This is a genomic window from Salmonella sp. SAL00653 (assembly GCF_046552515.1).
GTDB lineage: Bacteria > Pseudomonadota > Gammaproteobacteria > Enterobacterales > Enterobacteriaceae > Salmonella > Salmonella enterica.
The window spans coordinates 50,041-62,440 of sequence record NZ_JBGDTY010000012.1 but is presented as its reverse complement, the minus strand read 5'-3'; the positions used below and the strand labels follow the sequence as shown (position 1 = coordinate 62,440).

15 protein-coding genes are annotated in these 12,400 nt (G+C 53.1%); 3 read left to right on the top strand and 12 right to left on the bottom strand.

Annotated features, from left to right (window positions below; translation table 11 throughout):
• Positions 1-48 precede the first annotated feature (48 nt).
• The 5 genes from ACLJRU_RS14810 to ACLJRU_RS14790 form a co-directional block, all read right to left on the bottom strand.
• Positions 49-1,002: a transketolase family protein gene (locus tag ACLJRU_RS14810; protein ID WP_000593035.1), complete on the bottom strand. Its 954-nt coding sequence runs from the start codon at positions 1,000-1,002 to the stop codon at positions 49-51.
• Complete coding sequence (locus ACLJRU_RS14805; RefSeq protein ID WP_001103257.1) at positions 995-1,825, bottom strand: transketolase; 831 nt, start codon at positions 1,823-1,825, stop codon at positions 995-997. The genes ACLJRU_RS14810 and ACLJRU_RS14805 overlap by 8 nt, the downstream gene beginning before the upstream one ends.
• Complete coding sequence (locus ACLJRU_RS14800) at positions 1,822-3,213, bottom strand: PTS ascorbate transporter subunit IIC (RefSeq protein ID WP_023235100.1); 1,392 nt, start codon at positions 3,211-3,213, stop codon at positions 1,822-1,824. Before ACLJRU_RS14800 ends, ACLJRU_RS14805 begins: the two co-directional genes overlap by 4 nt.
• A gap of 20 nt (positions 3,214-3,233) precedes the next feature.
• Positions 3,234-3,506 (bottom strand): PTS sugar transporter subunit IIB, encoded by a 273-nt coding sequence (locus ACLJRU_RS14795; RefSeq protein ID WP_000699818.1) that lies wholly within the window; start codon positions 3,504-3,506, stop codon positions 3,234-3,236.
• A gap of 80 nt (positions 3,507-3,586) precedes the next feature.
• Positions 3,587-4,030, bottom strand: coding sequence for a PTS sugar transporter subunit IIA (locus ACLJRU_RS14790; protein ID WP_000901821.1), 444 nt, complete (start codon positions 4,028-4,030; stop codon positions 3,587-3,589).
• A 252-nt stretch (positions 4,031-4,282) separates the two neighbouring features.
• On the opposite strand from ACLJRU_RS14790, the gene ACLJRU_RS14785 reads away from it, so the two are divergent.
• Positions 4,283-5,302: a LacI family DNA-binding transcriptional regulator gene (locus ACLJRU_RS14785; RefSeq protein WP_000026949.1), complete on the top strand. Its 1,020-nt coding sequence runs from the start codon at positions 4,283-4,285 to the stop codon at positions 5,300-5,302.
• A 5-nt stretch (positions 5,303-5,307) separates the two neighbouring features.
• Here ACLJRU_RS14785 and yfcD read toward each other — a convergent pair whose 3' ends face one another.
• The 3 genes from yfcD to yfcF are packed head-to-tail and all read right to left on the bottom strand — an operon-like array spanning position 5,308 to position 7,170.
• Entirely contained in the window at positions 5,308-5,862 is a 555-nt protein-coding gene (gene yfcD, locus ACLJRU_RS14780) for an NUDIX hydrolase YfcD (protein ID WP_000230215.1), read from the bottom strand.
• Positions 5,863-5,918: 56 nt separating this feature from the next.
• Complete coding sequence (gene yfcE, locus ACLJRU_RS14775) at positions 5,919-6,470, bottom strand: phosphodiesterase (protein WP_000772458.1); 552 nt, start codon at positions 6,468-6,470, stop codon at positions 5,919-5,921.
• Between the two features lie 55 nt (positions 6,471-6,525).
• Positions 6,526-7,170 carry a glutathione transferase gene (gene yfcF, locus ACLJRU_RS14770; protein WP_000043010.1) on the bottom strand — a complete coding sequence of 215 codons (645 nt, stop codon included), beginning with the start codon at positions 7,168-7,170 and terminating at the stop codon, positions 6,526-6,528.
• 142 nt (positions 7,171-7,312) lie between these two features.
• Here yfcF and yfcG point away from each other — a divergent pair, with 142 nt between their 5' ends.
• Together yfcG and ACLJRU_RS14760 are read left to right on the top strand one after the other, a co-directional pair.
• The gene (gene yfcG, locus ACLJRU_RS14765) at positions 7,313-7,960 is read left to right on the top strand and encodes a GSH-dependent disulfide bond oxidoreductase (protein WP_000566563.1); all 648 of its coding nucleotides are present in this window, start codon (positions 7,313-7,315) and stop codon (positions 7,958-7,960) included.
• A gap of 125 nt (positions 7,961-8,085) precedes the next feature.
• Positions 8,086-8,979 (top strand): TIGR01777 family oxidoreductase, encoded by an 894-nt coding sequence (locus ACLJRU_RS14760; RefSeq protein WP_001166274.1) that lies wholly within the window; start codon positions 8,086-8,088, stop codon positions 8,977-8,979.
• A gap of 51 nt (positions 8,980-9,030) precedes the next feature.
• Here ACLJRU_RS14760 and hisP read toward each other — a convergent pair whose 3' ends face one another.
• From hisP to hisJ, 4 genes are all read right to left on the bottom strand, one after another.
• Complete coding sequence (gene hisP / locus ACLJRU_RS14755; protein WP_023235742.1) at positions 9,031-9,804, bottom strand: histidine ABC transporter ATP-binding protein HisP; 774 nt, start codon at positions 9,802-9,804, stop codon at positions 9,031-9,033.
• 13 nt (positions 9,805-9,817) lie between these two features.
• Positions 9,818-10,525, bottom strand: coding sequence for a histidine ABC transporter permease HisM (gene hisM, locus ACLJRU_RS14750; protein ID WP_023235102.1), 708 nt, complete (start codon positions 10,523-10,525; stop codon positions 9,818-9,820).
• Complete coding sequence (locus ACLJRU_RS14745) at positions 10,522-11,208, bottom strand: histidine ABC transporter permease HisQ (RefSeq protein WP_000965498.1); 687 nt, start codon at positions 11,206-11,208, stop codon at positions 10,522-10,524. Before ACLJRU_RS14745 ends, hisM begins: the two co-directional genes overlap by 4 nt.
• A gap of 182 nt (positions 11,209-11,390) precedes the next feature.
• Positions 11,391-12,173, bottom strand: a complete 783-nt coding sequence (gene hisJ / locus ACLJRU_RS14740) for a histidine ABC transporter substrate-binding protein HisJ (protein ID WP_001540524.1) — start codon at positions 12,171-12,173, stop codon at positions 11,391-11,393.
• Positions 12,174-12,400: the final 227 nt, after the last annotated feature.

Here is a 12,400-nt window from a genome sequence, read left to right as displayed (position 1 = left end):
TCCAAAATGCCGGATGAGCATCAGCGCCATCCGGCAATATCTCCATGATTAAAGCAGTGATTTCGCGGCTTCTACAATCGCTTCGGCAGTGAGTCCGTACTCTTGTTGTAAGAAATCCTGCGTTCCTACCTGCCCATAACGCTCTTTGACGCCAACACGACGCATCGGCACCGGGCAGTTTTCCACCAGCACTTCCGCCACCGCTGACCCCAGTCCATTATGGATGCTGTGGTTTTCACACGTGACGATACGCCGCGTTTTTTCCGCGTAGTTTTTCACCAACATGCGATCGATAGGCTTTAAGGTGAACATATCAATGACCGCGGCGCTCACGCCTTCCTGCTCCAGTTGGCGCGCCGCCTCCAGCGCCTCCGCCACCATAATGCCGTTGGCGATAAGCGTAATATCATCGCCCTCGCGCAGTACGTTGCCCTTGCCAATGGTAAAGGTAGAGCCTGGCGCATAGATACTCGTCGCCTGCTTACGGATGGTACGCAGCCAGTAAAAACCGTCCAGATCCATTAGCTGGCGTAAAATATCCGCGAACATCACCGCATCCGTCACCTCCAGTACTACGGAGTGCGCCAGCCCGCGAACAATCCCCATATCTTCAAAAGACATATGGGTGCCGCCGTTATGGCACGCCGTCACTCCGGCATCGGAGGCGATCACTTTGACGTTGTTACGCTGATAATCCAGCGCCATGAAGAGCTGATCAAAACAGCGACGGCTGGCAAAAGCGGTAAAAGTATGCACAAACGGTTTGCGACCGGTCAGCGCCAGCCCCGCCGCAGTGCCAATCACATTCGCCTCCATAATACCGCAGTTAATGACATGCTGCGGGTAGTCACGCGCCACGCTGTCCATCGCCATTGAGCTCATTAAATCAGCCTCAAGCGCAATAATTGGGCTTCCGGCCTCAATCTGCCCGGCGACAAAACCGGCGTAAACTTTGCGCATTTCGATATCGTCTTTAAGCCCTGCGGGCGCAAGCTTAATCATGCATGACCTCCAGTTGATGAATGGCCTCATTGAGCGTCTGCTTCATGCCATCCGTCAGGCGTAAGTGGTGAGAATTCGTTAACTGCTCCAGGCATGGCACCCCCTGCCCTTTAATGCTGTCAAGGATCACTACCCGTGGCCGGGCATCGGCGGGCGGCACAGGCTGAACCACCGCCAGTAGTCCGGCGATATCATCGCCTTTGACGGTGACGACATCGAAACCAAACGCGCGGAATTTCCCTTCCAGATCGAACGGATTGATAATCTCCTCCAGCTCGCCGTCAAGCTGCTGTTTGTTCCAGTCAATGAAAACGGTCAGATTATTCAGGCGGTGGTGGGCAATAAACTGAAACGCCTCCCAGCACTGCCCTTCATTCAGCTCCCCATCGCCGACAATGCAAAATACCCGATTGGGTCGCCGCGCCAGTTTATGCGACAACGCCATTCCGCCCGCAATAGAGATGCCCTGTCCCAGTGAGCCGGTCGTGGCGTCCACGCCGCGCGTTTTTAGCCGATCCGGATGGCTGGGAAGACGGGTGCCGTTCTGGTTAAGCGTATTCAGCTCTTCGAGCGGGAAATAGCCTTTAATCGCCAGGGTACTGTACAACGCGGGGCCCGCATGGCCTTTCGACAGTACGAAGTAATCGCGCTCCGGCCAGTCCGGGTCGGCAGGGTCGATTTTCATCACCGCGCCGTACAGAACCGCCAGAGTCTCCACTACCGACATACTGCCGCCATAGTGACCAAAGCCAAGATGGTTTAAGGATTTGAGCGTGGCGACGCGAATATCGCGCGCCAGTTGGGTGATTTCGGTTACATTCATTCTTTCGCTCCGCTATTTTCCTGCACTTCGGCATTCGCTTTTTTGTTTTTGGCCAACACGTTGTACGCCACCAGTAGCGCGAATAGCGCCACCACCAGCCCCGTGATAGCCATCGGCGACAGATAACGCGCCAGGTTGCCCAGCAAAATACCGATTACGCCAAAGTCAGCATCCGAGAACGTGGTATTGGCGAAGCCGATCGCGCCGAGAACCGGCAGTAACAGCACTGGCAGGAAAGTGATTAATAGACCATTAGCAAATGCGCCGATCATCGCCCCGCGGCGACCGCCGGTGGCATTGCCAAAGACGCCTGCGGTCGCGCCGGTAAAGAAGTGCGGCACAACGCCTGGCAGGATTAACACAAGCTTCATCTGTCCAAGCAGGAACAGCCCCACCAGCCCACCGAGAAAACTGAACAGGAAGCCAATCAGTACCGCGTTAGGGGCATAGGGATACACCACCGGGCAGTCCAGCGCCGGACGCGCGTTTGGCACCAGTTTTTCTGAAAAGCCGGTAAAGGCCGGAACAATTTCCGCCAGAATCAGACGGACGCCTTGCAGAATGATGAATACGCCGGCGGCGAAGGTGATTGCCATGATGATGGCGTACACCAGGATAGTTTTGCCCGCCGTAAACGTCGCTTCGACATACTCACGCCCTGCGCTGACTGCCATAATCAGATAGATAATCATCATGGTCAGCGAAATCGAGATAGAACTGTCGCGTAAAAAACTGAGGTTTTTCGGCAGGTTCATCTCTTCCGTGGAGCGGGAGCCTTTACCACACAGGCTACCTATCCAGCCGGAAAGCACATATCCCAGGGTACCGAAGTGACCAAACGCAATGTCATCGGTACCGGTAATCCGCCTCATATAACGTTGGGCCAACGCCGGGAAGAAGGCCATCACCAGCCCCAGGATTAGCGATCCGGTGAAGACCAGCCCTACGCCCTCAAACCCCGCCACGGTCAGGATTACGCCAATCATACAGGCCATGTAAAAGGTGTGATGCCCGGTCAAAAAGATATATTTAAGACGCGTAAAGCGCGCCACGACAATATTGGCCACCATACCAAATGCCATAATTAACGCCGTGGACGCGCCATATTTCTCCAGCGCGATTGAGACTATCGCTTCATTATTAGGAATAATACCCTGAATATTAAAAGCGTGTTCAAACATGCCCCCTAGCGGATTTAATGAACCCACTAGTACGGTTGCGCCACCGCCAAGTACAATAAAACCTAAAATGGTTTTAATCGTGCCTTTTACCACATCGGAAAACGCTTTTTTCTGCGCCACCAGACCAATAAGCGCAATTAACCCTACAAGCACCGAGGGTACTTTTAAAATATCAACAACAAAATTCAGCGTTTCAAGGATAAACATATCCACCTCGCCAGCAATAATTATTGTTTAGCGAACCATGCGCGCAGCTGCGTTTCCAGTTCGTTGATGTCGATGATGTTATTGATCACCACCAGTTGGCTTTCCGGTACGCTGGCGCTGGCCGCGATATCTTTGGCCATTACAAAAAGATCGGCAGCCCCGGGTGTGGCCGATGAGAGATCGGAGTGTTCTACTTCAGCGTCAATATTGAGTTTCTTTAATACTTTTTTAATGTTCATTTCTACCATAAAACTACTACCCAGGCCGGAACCGCAAATTGCCATGATTTTCATTATTGTCACCTTTTAAAAGTAGAGTTGGTCTGCATCACGCACGGGCGTAATGTTATTTACCGCAAGAAAATGGAATAAAATCAAAAACGGTCAATAATCGTTTTAATGTCCTCCAGGTTTTTTGCCTGATGTAATTTTTCCATATCTACATCACTGGAAAATAATTCCGCCAGCGCCGATATCATTTCGATATGACTGTGCTTATCAGGCGCCGCCAGCATAATAATGATGTCAACCGGATCGAATTCGTCTGCGCCAAATGAAACGCCGTGCTGTAGTTTCAGTAACGATAAACCTAACCCTTTCGCCCCCTCTTCCGGCCTCGCATGCGGCATCGCTAACCCTGGCGCTAATACATAATACGGCCCAAGCTTTTGGTGCTGCTGAACAATCGCCGTAATGTATTCCGGTGCGATAACACCTGCGTCCAGCAGGGGTTTGCCGCAAATTTCCAGCGCCTGCGACCACGTTTCCACGCTCTCCCGTAGCGTGATGGTTGCGTCAGATAACCAGGTTCCCAGCATGTTATTCGCCCCCACGGTGTATGAAATTATGAACAAACTTTATTCAAGCCATTCGATATTAGCTGCGATCGTTATCACAAAGATAGCGCTACCAGCGACTATTACTCAGAATTGTGATAGCGCTATCAAATTAAAATCATGGTGTGAAATCACAGCAAAAAAGCGGATTTAAGGCGTATACTGCCAGTCATGCGAAGCAAAGAACGACAATAAAAAAGCATCTCAACATGTTGTAATGACGCAGGAATTTGTATGTCGATACCCCGTAAACGGCGCAGTACCGGTAAAGTGACTATCGCCGATGTAGCCCAACTTGCCGGTGTAGGCACGATGACCGTATCACGAGCCTTACGCACGCCGGAACAGGTCTCTGATAAACTCCGGGAAAAAATCGAAGCGGCAGTGCATGAGCTGGGCTATATGCCTAATCTCGCCGCCAGCGCGCTGGCGTCTGCCTCCTCGCACACCATCGCAATGGTCGTACCGAACCTTGCGGAAGCGGGGTGTTCTGAAATGTTCGCCGGGCTGCAACAAATTTTACAGCCCGCAGGCTACCAGATTATGCTGGCGGAATCGCAGCATCGCGTGGAACAAGAGGAGAAGCTGCTCGAAACGCTGCTGGCCTCCAACATTGCCGCAGCGATTCTGCTTAGCGTCGAACATAGCACTACCGTGCGCCAGTGGCTAAAAAATGCCTCTATCCCGGTGATGGAGATGGGCGCGATTCGCAGCGATCCTATTGATATGAATATCGGTATTGATAACGTTGCGGCAATGTATGAGCTGACGGAAATGCTGATTCAGCGCGGTTATCAGAATATCGGGCTGCTATGCGCCAATCAGGAGCAGTGGATTTTTCAGCAACATCTGCACGGCTGGTACAAAGCGATGCTTCGCCACCATATGTCGCCAAACCGGGTGATTAATGCCGCCTTGCCGCCCAATTTTTCTACCGGCGCGTCGCAACTGCCGGAGTTTTTACTGGCGTGGCCGGAGCTGGACGCGCTGGTATGCGTATCGGATGAGCTGGCCTGCGGCGCGTTATACGAGTGCCAACGACGGCGGATCAAAGTTCCGGACGATTTAGCGGTGGTCGGGTTTGGCGATAGCGATGTCAGCCGGGTCTGCCAGCCGCCGTTAACCACCATGGCCGTACCGCACCGTAAGATTGGCAGTGAAGCCGGACGGGCGCTGTTGGAAAGGTTAAATCAGGGAAACTGGAGCGATCGAAAATCCATCGCCTCCAGTTTATGTATGCGGGAAAGCTGCTAAAACGCTTATTCCGTCTCTTCCGGTTTCTCCTGGAGCGCGGCTTCGTTTTTGGCGTTGCGGGTCATCCACAGCGCCAGCGCTTTGAGCGAGTCCGGCGTAAATTCATCACAGCGCGCGGTGATCTCCTCCGGGGTCAGCCAACACACTTCGCTGACTTCATCTTCCTGAAGCGCGAAAGGCCCGTGGGAAACGCAGCTAAACAGCGCGCCCCAAACCCGGCAATGTTGGTCTTCAAAGTAAAACAGACCGTGTTCGGCAAACGGCACGCCTGCAATACCCAACTCTTCTTCCGCTTCGCGGCGGGCAGATTCCAGTAGCTGCTCATCAGCCTGAACCACGCCGCCTGCGGTAGCATCTAACATACCGGGCAAAAAATCTTTTGTTTCGGTACGACGCTGTACCAGAATTTTACCCATACCATCATGAACGACGATATACGTCGCACGATGCCGTAAGCGTTGCGCACGCATCTGTTCCCGGCTGGACTGTGCAATGACTTCATTGTCTTCATTCACAATATCCACCCATTCCGTACTTGCCAAACGACGCTGTTCCACCATCAGGAAACCTTCTTATTTCTGGCGCTCTTACGGCGCATTTACGTTTGTGAGGTAAATTACGAGTTAATTGCAACCTGCGCAATGATACTTTGATCATTGAGTGCGATTACGCTCAACACATTATCATCCAGAATACCGTAGCTTGCCGCATACCCGCCTTTCGGGATGCTCACTGACCCAGGATTAAAGTGATACAGTCCTTCCTGCTGTTGCGCCACCGGCAGATGCGTATGACCATAGACCAACACATCGCCAGTATGCAGAGCGGGCAGATTCGTCGGCCCGAAGAGGTGCCCATGCGTTAAAAATAGCCGCCTCTCTTGCGTCAATATTTGCTGCCACGGCGCAGTGATCGGGAAATGCAGCAGCATCTGATCCACTTCGCTATCGCAGTTGCCGCGCACGGCAATGATTTGCGTCGCCACCGCGTTCAGGCGTTCGGCTACCTGGGCGGGCGCATAGCCTTCAGGCAGCGCATTTCGCGGCCCGTGGTTAAGGACATCGCCTAATATCACCAGCCAACGCGCGCCGCTTTGCGCGAACCGCTCAAGCACGCGTTCCGTGGCGGGTAAAGAACCATGAATGTCCGATGCGAACATCAGTTTCATCGCTCACTCCTCGTTGTGAAAAACGGCGTTATGATACTGGAATATGAATAGATTTTCAGCCTGAACGCTTCGAGGAAAGCGCAATAAAACGCTGTACGGAAGCACGCTGCCACTGGAATGTCGCATATGCCGCCAGCGATGCCGGCACGTCATCGCCATGCAGCGCCAGACGATTGATCATCAATGCCAGATCGGTATCGGCAATGCACCATTCACCAAATAAATTTTGCGTCCCCTGCCCCAATAGCGCTTCAGCCGTCGCAAACAGTTTTGCCGCGCTGGCTTTTCCAGCCTCGCTTAACGGCGCTTTTTTCGCCCCGGCAAACACCACGTCGGTAGGCCGTTCTTCGCGAAGCGGCAGTAAATCGCTGCGTAGCCACGCCTGAATCTGTCGCGCGCGGGCGCGTTTTTGTAAATCGTGCGGGTAGATACGCTCCCACTGCGGCGGCGCGAAACGCTCCTCCAGGTATTCCGCAATAGCGGACGACTCGCTCAGCTCAAAATTGTCGGCCTCAAGCACCGGTACGCGCTGCGTCAGCGCATATCCCCGCCAGCCAGGTTGCAGATGTTCTCCCTGGTCCAGATCGCGGGTTTTCAGAGTAAAGGAAAGCCCTTTTTCTTGTAATGCCACCCAGGCGGACAAGACGTAGGGAGAGAAAAAGTTCGCATCCGACCACAGCACAATAACAGGCTTACTCATAATGTCCTCTTGAGGGCGTATTAAGTTTCTTCCCAAAATATAGCGTCTTTCGCCTGCTGTCACCTGATGAAAACTCACACACATCAGGAGGCTTTCTATACTTAATTCAGCCCAGACTCTTTACGCACATGCAGGAGCCAAAATGATTGACCTTTACTACGCCCCTACGCCCAACGGGCATAAAATAACGCTGTTTCTGGAAGAGGCGGAGCTGGCGTATCGTTTGCTAAAAGTAGATATCAGCAAGGGCAATCAGTTTCGCCCTGATTTTTTGGCTATCTCTCCCAATAATAAAATTCCTGCCATCGTCGATCACGCCCCGGCAGACGGCGGTCAACCGCTTAGTCTTTTTGAATCCGGTGAAATTCTTCTCTACCTGGCGGAAAAAAGCGGCAAACTGCTTAGCGGGGAGCTGCGTGAACGCCATACCACGCTGCAATGGCTGTTCTGGCAGGTCGGCGGGTTAGGGCCGATGCTGGGCCAGAATCATCACTTTAACCACTTTGCGCCGCAGGCCATCCCCTATGCAATTGAACGCTATCAGGTTGAAACGCAACGCTTATACAACGTCCTGAATAAACGCCTGGAAACCTCCCCGTGGCTGGGCGGCGACCACTACAGTATTGCGGATATCGCCAGTTGGCCGTGGGTTAACGCACATCAGCGTCAGCGAATCGATCTTGATACCTACCCGGCGGTGTATAACTGGTTTGAACGCATTCGCACGCGTCCTGCGACAGCGCGCGCACTGTTACAAGCGCAACTGCACTGTAACAGTACGAAAGCGTAACGCGGTAGCATACATCATGTATGATGTAGAGGTGTATACACGGAAAAAACCTGCGTCCGGCACCCTTATTCGTATTAAAAACCTGACATTAGGGAAGAGGAAATCCTCCCTACTCTGGAGGTCATATGCAGATTCTGATTACCGGCGGTACGGGCCTGATAGGGCGTCATCTCATTCCCCGGCTGTTAACACTGGGGCATCAGGTGACGGTCGTTACGCGCAATCCCGATAACGCGCGTCAGATTCTCGATTCCAGAGTGACATTATGGAAAGGGCTGGCGGAACGTGAGCACCTCAATGAGATTGATGCCATCATCAATCTGGCGGGCGAACCGATTGCCGACAAGCGCTGGACGTCGCAACAAAAAGAACGGTTGTGCCAAAGCCGCTGGGCTATCACGCAAAAGTTGGTGGATTTAATTCATGCCAGCGCAACGCCGCCCTCGGTGTTGATATCCGGCTCCGCCACGGGCTATTACGGCGATCTGGGTGACGTTGTCGTCACTGAAGACGAACCGCCGCACAACGAATTTACGCATAAACTTTGCGCCCGCTGGGAACAGATTGCCTGTCGTGCGCAGAGCGACCAGACCCGCGTCTGCCTGCTGCGTACCGGCGTTGTCCTGGCGCCGCAAGGCGGGATTTTGGGGAAAATGGTTCCGCCGTTTCGCCTCGGACTCGGCGGTCCGGTGGGTAATGGTCGGCAATATCTGGCCTGGATTCACATCGACGATATGGTCAACGGCATCCTGTGGCTGCTGGATAACGATCTTCGCGGTCCCTTCAATATGGTCTCGCCGTATCCCGTCCATAATGAGCATTTTGCTCATGCGCTGGGTCGCGCGCTGCGCCGCCCGGCGATTATTCGCATTCCGGCGACGGCAATTCGCTTATTGATGGGAGAGTCGTCAGTGCTGGTGTTGGGCGGACAGCGGGCGCTGCCAAAACGGCTTGAAGCCGCCGGATTCGCATTTCGCTGGTATGATTTAGAAGAGGCGCTGGCGGATGTGATTCGCTAGTTCCCAAAGCGCCGTATCCTGCCCGGTGAGCGATGCGCCGCCGGGCTTCTTTTATTTCAGCGAGCCTTTCAGGAATTGCTGTAAACGCGGGCTTTGCGGATTGCCGAACACCTGCTCCGGATCGCCCTCTTCTTCAATTTTCCCCTGATGCAGAAAAATAACGTGCGAAGAGACATGGCGAGCGAAGCCCATTTCATGCGTGACCACCACCATCGTTTTGCCTTCTTCCGCCAGTTGTTGCATGATGCGCAACACTTCGCCGACCAGTTCAGGATCGAGCGCCGAAGTGGGTTCATCGAACAGTAAAACGTCAGGTTCCATCGCCAGCGCGCGCGCAATAGAAACGCGCTGCTGTTGGCCACCGGAGAGATGAACGGGATATTTGCCCTGAGCGCGCTCATCAATCCCCACCTTCGCCAGATATTTCAACGCCCGCTCGCGCGCGTCGTGCTTGCTTAATCCCAGTACCTGAATCGGCGCTTCCATCACATTTTCCAGCACCGTCATGTGGCTCCAGAGGTTAAAGTGCTGAAACACCATCGTCAGGCGGGTACGCAACAAGCGTAGCTGATTTTTATCCGCCACTTTGAGCTGCCCGTCTTTGTCGCGCACCAGATTAATGTTCTGACCGTTCACGATAATCGCGTCTTCGCTCGGTTTTTCGAGGAAGTTAATACAGCGCAAAAAAGTGCTTTTACCGGAGCCGGACGAGCCGATGATGCTAATCACATCTCCGGCGCGGGCCTGCAGCGATACCCCTTTCAGCACTTCATGACCGCCGTAGCGTTTGTGCAAATCGATAACGTGTAATTTATTTTCTGACATCATGTTACTCGAATTATTTAGAGGACACGTGCTGCAACCAGCGTCTTTCCGCCCGACGGAACAGGCTTATCAGGACATACGAAATGAGTAAATACAACACGGCGGCAATGCCAAACGCGGTAAACGGCTGGTAAGTCGCTGAGTTAATATCGCGGGCGATTTTCAACAAATCCGGCACCGTCGCGGTAAACGCCAGCGCCGTAGAGTACAGCATTAAAATCACTTCGTTGCTGTAGGCAGGCAAGGCGATGCGTAATGCCGACGGCAAAATAATGCAGCGATACATTTTAAATGACGAGAAGCCATAGGCCCGTGCCGCTTCAATTTCACCGTGCGGTACCGAACGAATCGCCCCCGCGAAAATTTCCGTGGTGTACGCGCAGGTATTCAGCGTCAGCGCCAGTACGGTACAGTTCAGTCCGCTGCGGAAAAACGCGTTAAGAAGATCGGTGCCTTTGACTATCTCCAGCGTATACATCCCCGAATAGAACACCAGTAGCTGTACGTACAGCGGCGTGCCGCGAAAAATATACGTAAACAGCCAGATGGGAAAACGGATGAATTTATTACTGGAAACGCGGCCTACCGCCAGAATCACCGCCAGAAGACCGCCCATCACCACCGATGAAATTAACAACCACAGCGTAATCGCCACGCCGGTAAAACGATAGCCATCCGTCCACAGCAGGGATTTCCAGTACTCCTGAATGATCTCAATCACAAATCGGCCCTCTTCACGCCCACGGAATAGCGACGCTCAAGTAAGAGCAGCACACCATTGGAAACGGTGGTAAATACCAGGTAGATAAGTCCACAGACCACGGCAAAATAGAAAGGCTCCCAGGTGCTTTTACCGGCAAGCTGCGTGGCTTTGACGACATCTTCCAGGCCCAGCAGCGACACCAGCGCCGTCGCTTTGAGTATCACCTGCCAGTTATTGCCGATCCCCGGCAGGGCGTAACGCATCATCGCCGGGAACATAATCCGCCGGAAGGTTTGCCCGTGGGTAAAACCAAAAGCCGTCGCCGCCTCGATATGGCCTTTCGGCACCGCCATAAACGCGCCGCGAAAGGTTTCGGTAAAATAGGCGCCGTAGATGAAACCAAGGGTGATAATACCGGCCACCATCGGATCAATATCTATCTGGTCGATACCCAGCGAATCGGTCACCACGTTAAGCGCGATTTGCAATCCGTAAAATATCAGCAGCATTAAGACCAGATCCGGCACCCCGCGAATCAGGGTGGTGTATCCTTCAAAAATAAGCCCCGTTACCCGGTTTTGCGAAAGCTTCGCCCCCGCGCCGACAAGACCGATAAGCACGGCCAGCACCACGGAACTGAGCGCCAGTTCCAGCGTGACGATCGCGCCCTGTAAAATTACGCCTGAAAACCCGTACAACATGCAGCCTGTCCTGTTGTGTGTGGTGAAGTAAGAAGCCTCTTTTGCATTTTTGCCTCACATCACGCCGGATGGCGGCTGTGCCTTGCCCGGCCTACGATGCTCCCCGTAGGCCTGACACGCACAGCGCCCTCAGGCAATGCAGACAGTCAACATTCTTTGGGCTTTATCTGCACCGACGGTGATTAACCGCCATAAACATCAAAATCAAAGTACTTTTTCGCCAGCTTTTCGTAAGTACCGTCAGCACGCATTTCAGCAAAGGCTTTGTTCAGCGCTTCGCGCAGCTCGTTATCCTCTTTGCGCAGCCCCATACCGGTTCCTACGCCGAATAACTTCTCATCTTTCACCGCCGGGCCGCCGAATTTATAGTCTTTTCCGACGGGCTGTTTAAGGAAACCTTCGCTGGCCGCGACCTCGTCCTGGAACGCCGCATCAATACGGCCAGCCGTCAGGTCGGAATAAATGTTGTCCTGCCCCTGGTAAGAGACGATCTCAATCCCTTTCGGCGCCCAGTGCTCATTGCCGAAGGTCTCCTGCGTCGTCCCCTGTAGCACGCCGACGCGCTTGCCTTTCAGCGACGCGACGGTCGGCTGAATATCAGAGTTCTTCGCCACCACCAGACGGGAATCAGCGGCGTAAAGCTTGTCGGTAAACGCGATTTCCTGCTGGCGCTTTTCAGTGATGGACAGCGAGGACATGATGGCATCAATTTTCTTCGCTTTTAAAGACGGAATCAGCGCATCCAGCGGGTTTTCCACGAACGTACACTGTGTGTTGATACGTTTGCACAGCTCTTTGGCCAGATCGATATCAAAGCCGACCAATTCACCTTGTGCATTTTTGGATTCAAACGGTGCGTATGTAGGATCGGTACCGATACGAATCTTTTGTGGAATAGCGGCAAATGCTGAGGTAGAGCTGGAAAATGCCAGCACCAGAGAAAGGGATAACGCCAGTTTTTTCATAACTATCCTCAACAGACTGTCTTTCCAGGAGATCTTTACAGATCCGATGCGACTATCGTGCCATTAATCAGGCCGACAAGGCAAAGCATTCTACCTTGTCAGCCGGTTTATTTTGCATAAAAATCGATTAAGTATGCATTTATGCGCCTGTTCCGCAACGGCTTATGCACCCAAAAGGTGCAAAACATCTATTTTGCACCGTGATAGTTCCCCAGCGCGGCACGTTA

Coding starts and splice junctions, on each gene's coding strand:
- ACLJRU_RS14785 (WP_000026949.1), top strand. CDS start 4,283: ATGTCGATACCCCGTAAACGGCGCAGTACCGGTAAAGTGACTATCGCC.
- ACLJRU_RS14805 (WP_001103257.1), bottom strand. CDS start 1,825: ATGAATGTAACCGAAATCACCCAACTGGCGCGCGATATTCGCGTCGCC.
- ACLJRU_RS14745 (WP_000965498.1), bottom strand. CDS start 11,208: ATGTTGTACGGGTTTTCAGGCGTAATTTTACAGGGCGCGATCGTCACG.
- ACLJRU_RS14760 (WP_001166274.1), top strand. CDS start 8,086: ATGCAGATTCTGATTACCGGCGGTACGGGCCTGATAGGGCGTCATCTC.
- yfcD (WP_000230215.1), bottom strand. CDS start 5,862: ATGGTGGAACAGCGTCGTTTGGCAAGTACGGAATGGGTGGATATTGTG.
- yfcG (WP_000566563.1), top strand. CDS start 7,313: ATGATTGACCTTTACTACGCCCCTACGCCCAACGGGCATAAAATAACG.
- hisJ (WP_001540524.1), bottom strand. CDS start 12,173: ATGAAAAAACTGGCGTTATCCCTTTCTCTGGTGCTGGCATTTTCCAGC.
- ACLJRU_RS14790 (WP_000901821.1), bottom strand. CDS start 4,030: ATGCTGGGAACCTGGTTATCTGACGCAACCATCACGCTACGGGAGAGC.
- yfcE (WP_000772458.1), bottom strand. CDS start 6,470: ATGAAACTGATGTTCGCATCGGACATTCATGGTTCTTTACCCGCCACG.
- ACLJRU_RS14800 (WP_023235100.1), bottom strand. CDS start 3,213: ATGTTTATCCTTGAAACGCTGAATTTTGTTGTTGATATTTTAAAAGTA.
- hisP (WP_023235742.1), bottom strand. CDS start 9,804: ATGTCAGAAAATAAATTACACGTTATCGATTTGCACAAACGCTACGGC.
- yfcF (WP_000043010.1), bottom strand. CDS start 7,170: ATGAGTAAGCCTGTTATTGTGCTGTGGTCGGATGCGAACTTTTTCTCT.
- ACLJRU_RS14810 (WP_000593035.1), bottom strand. CDS start 1,002: ATGATTAAGCTTGCGCCCGCAGGGCTTAAAGACGATATCGAAATGCGC.
- ACLJRU_RS14795 (WP_000699818.1), bottom strand. CDS start 3,506: ATGAAAATCATGGCAATTTGCGGTTCCGGCCTGGGTAGTAGTTTTATG.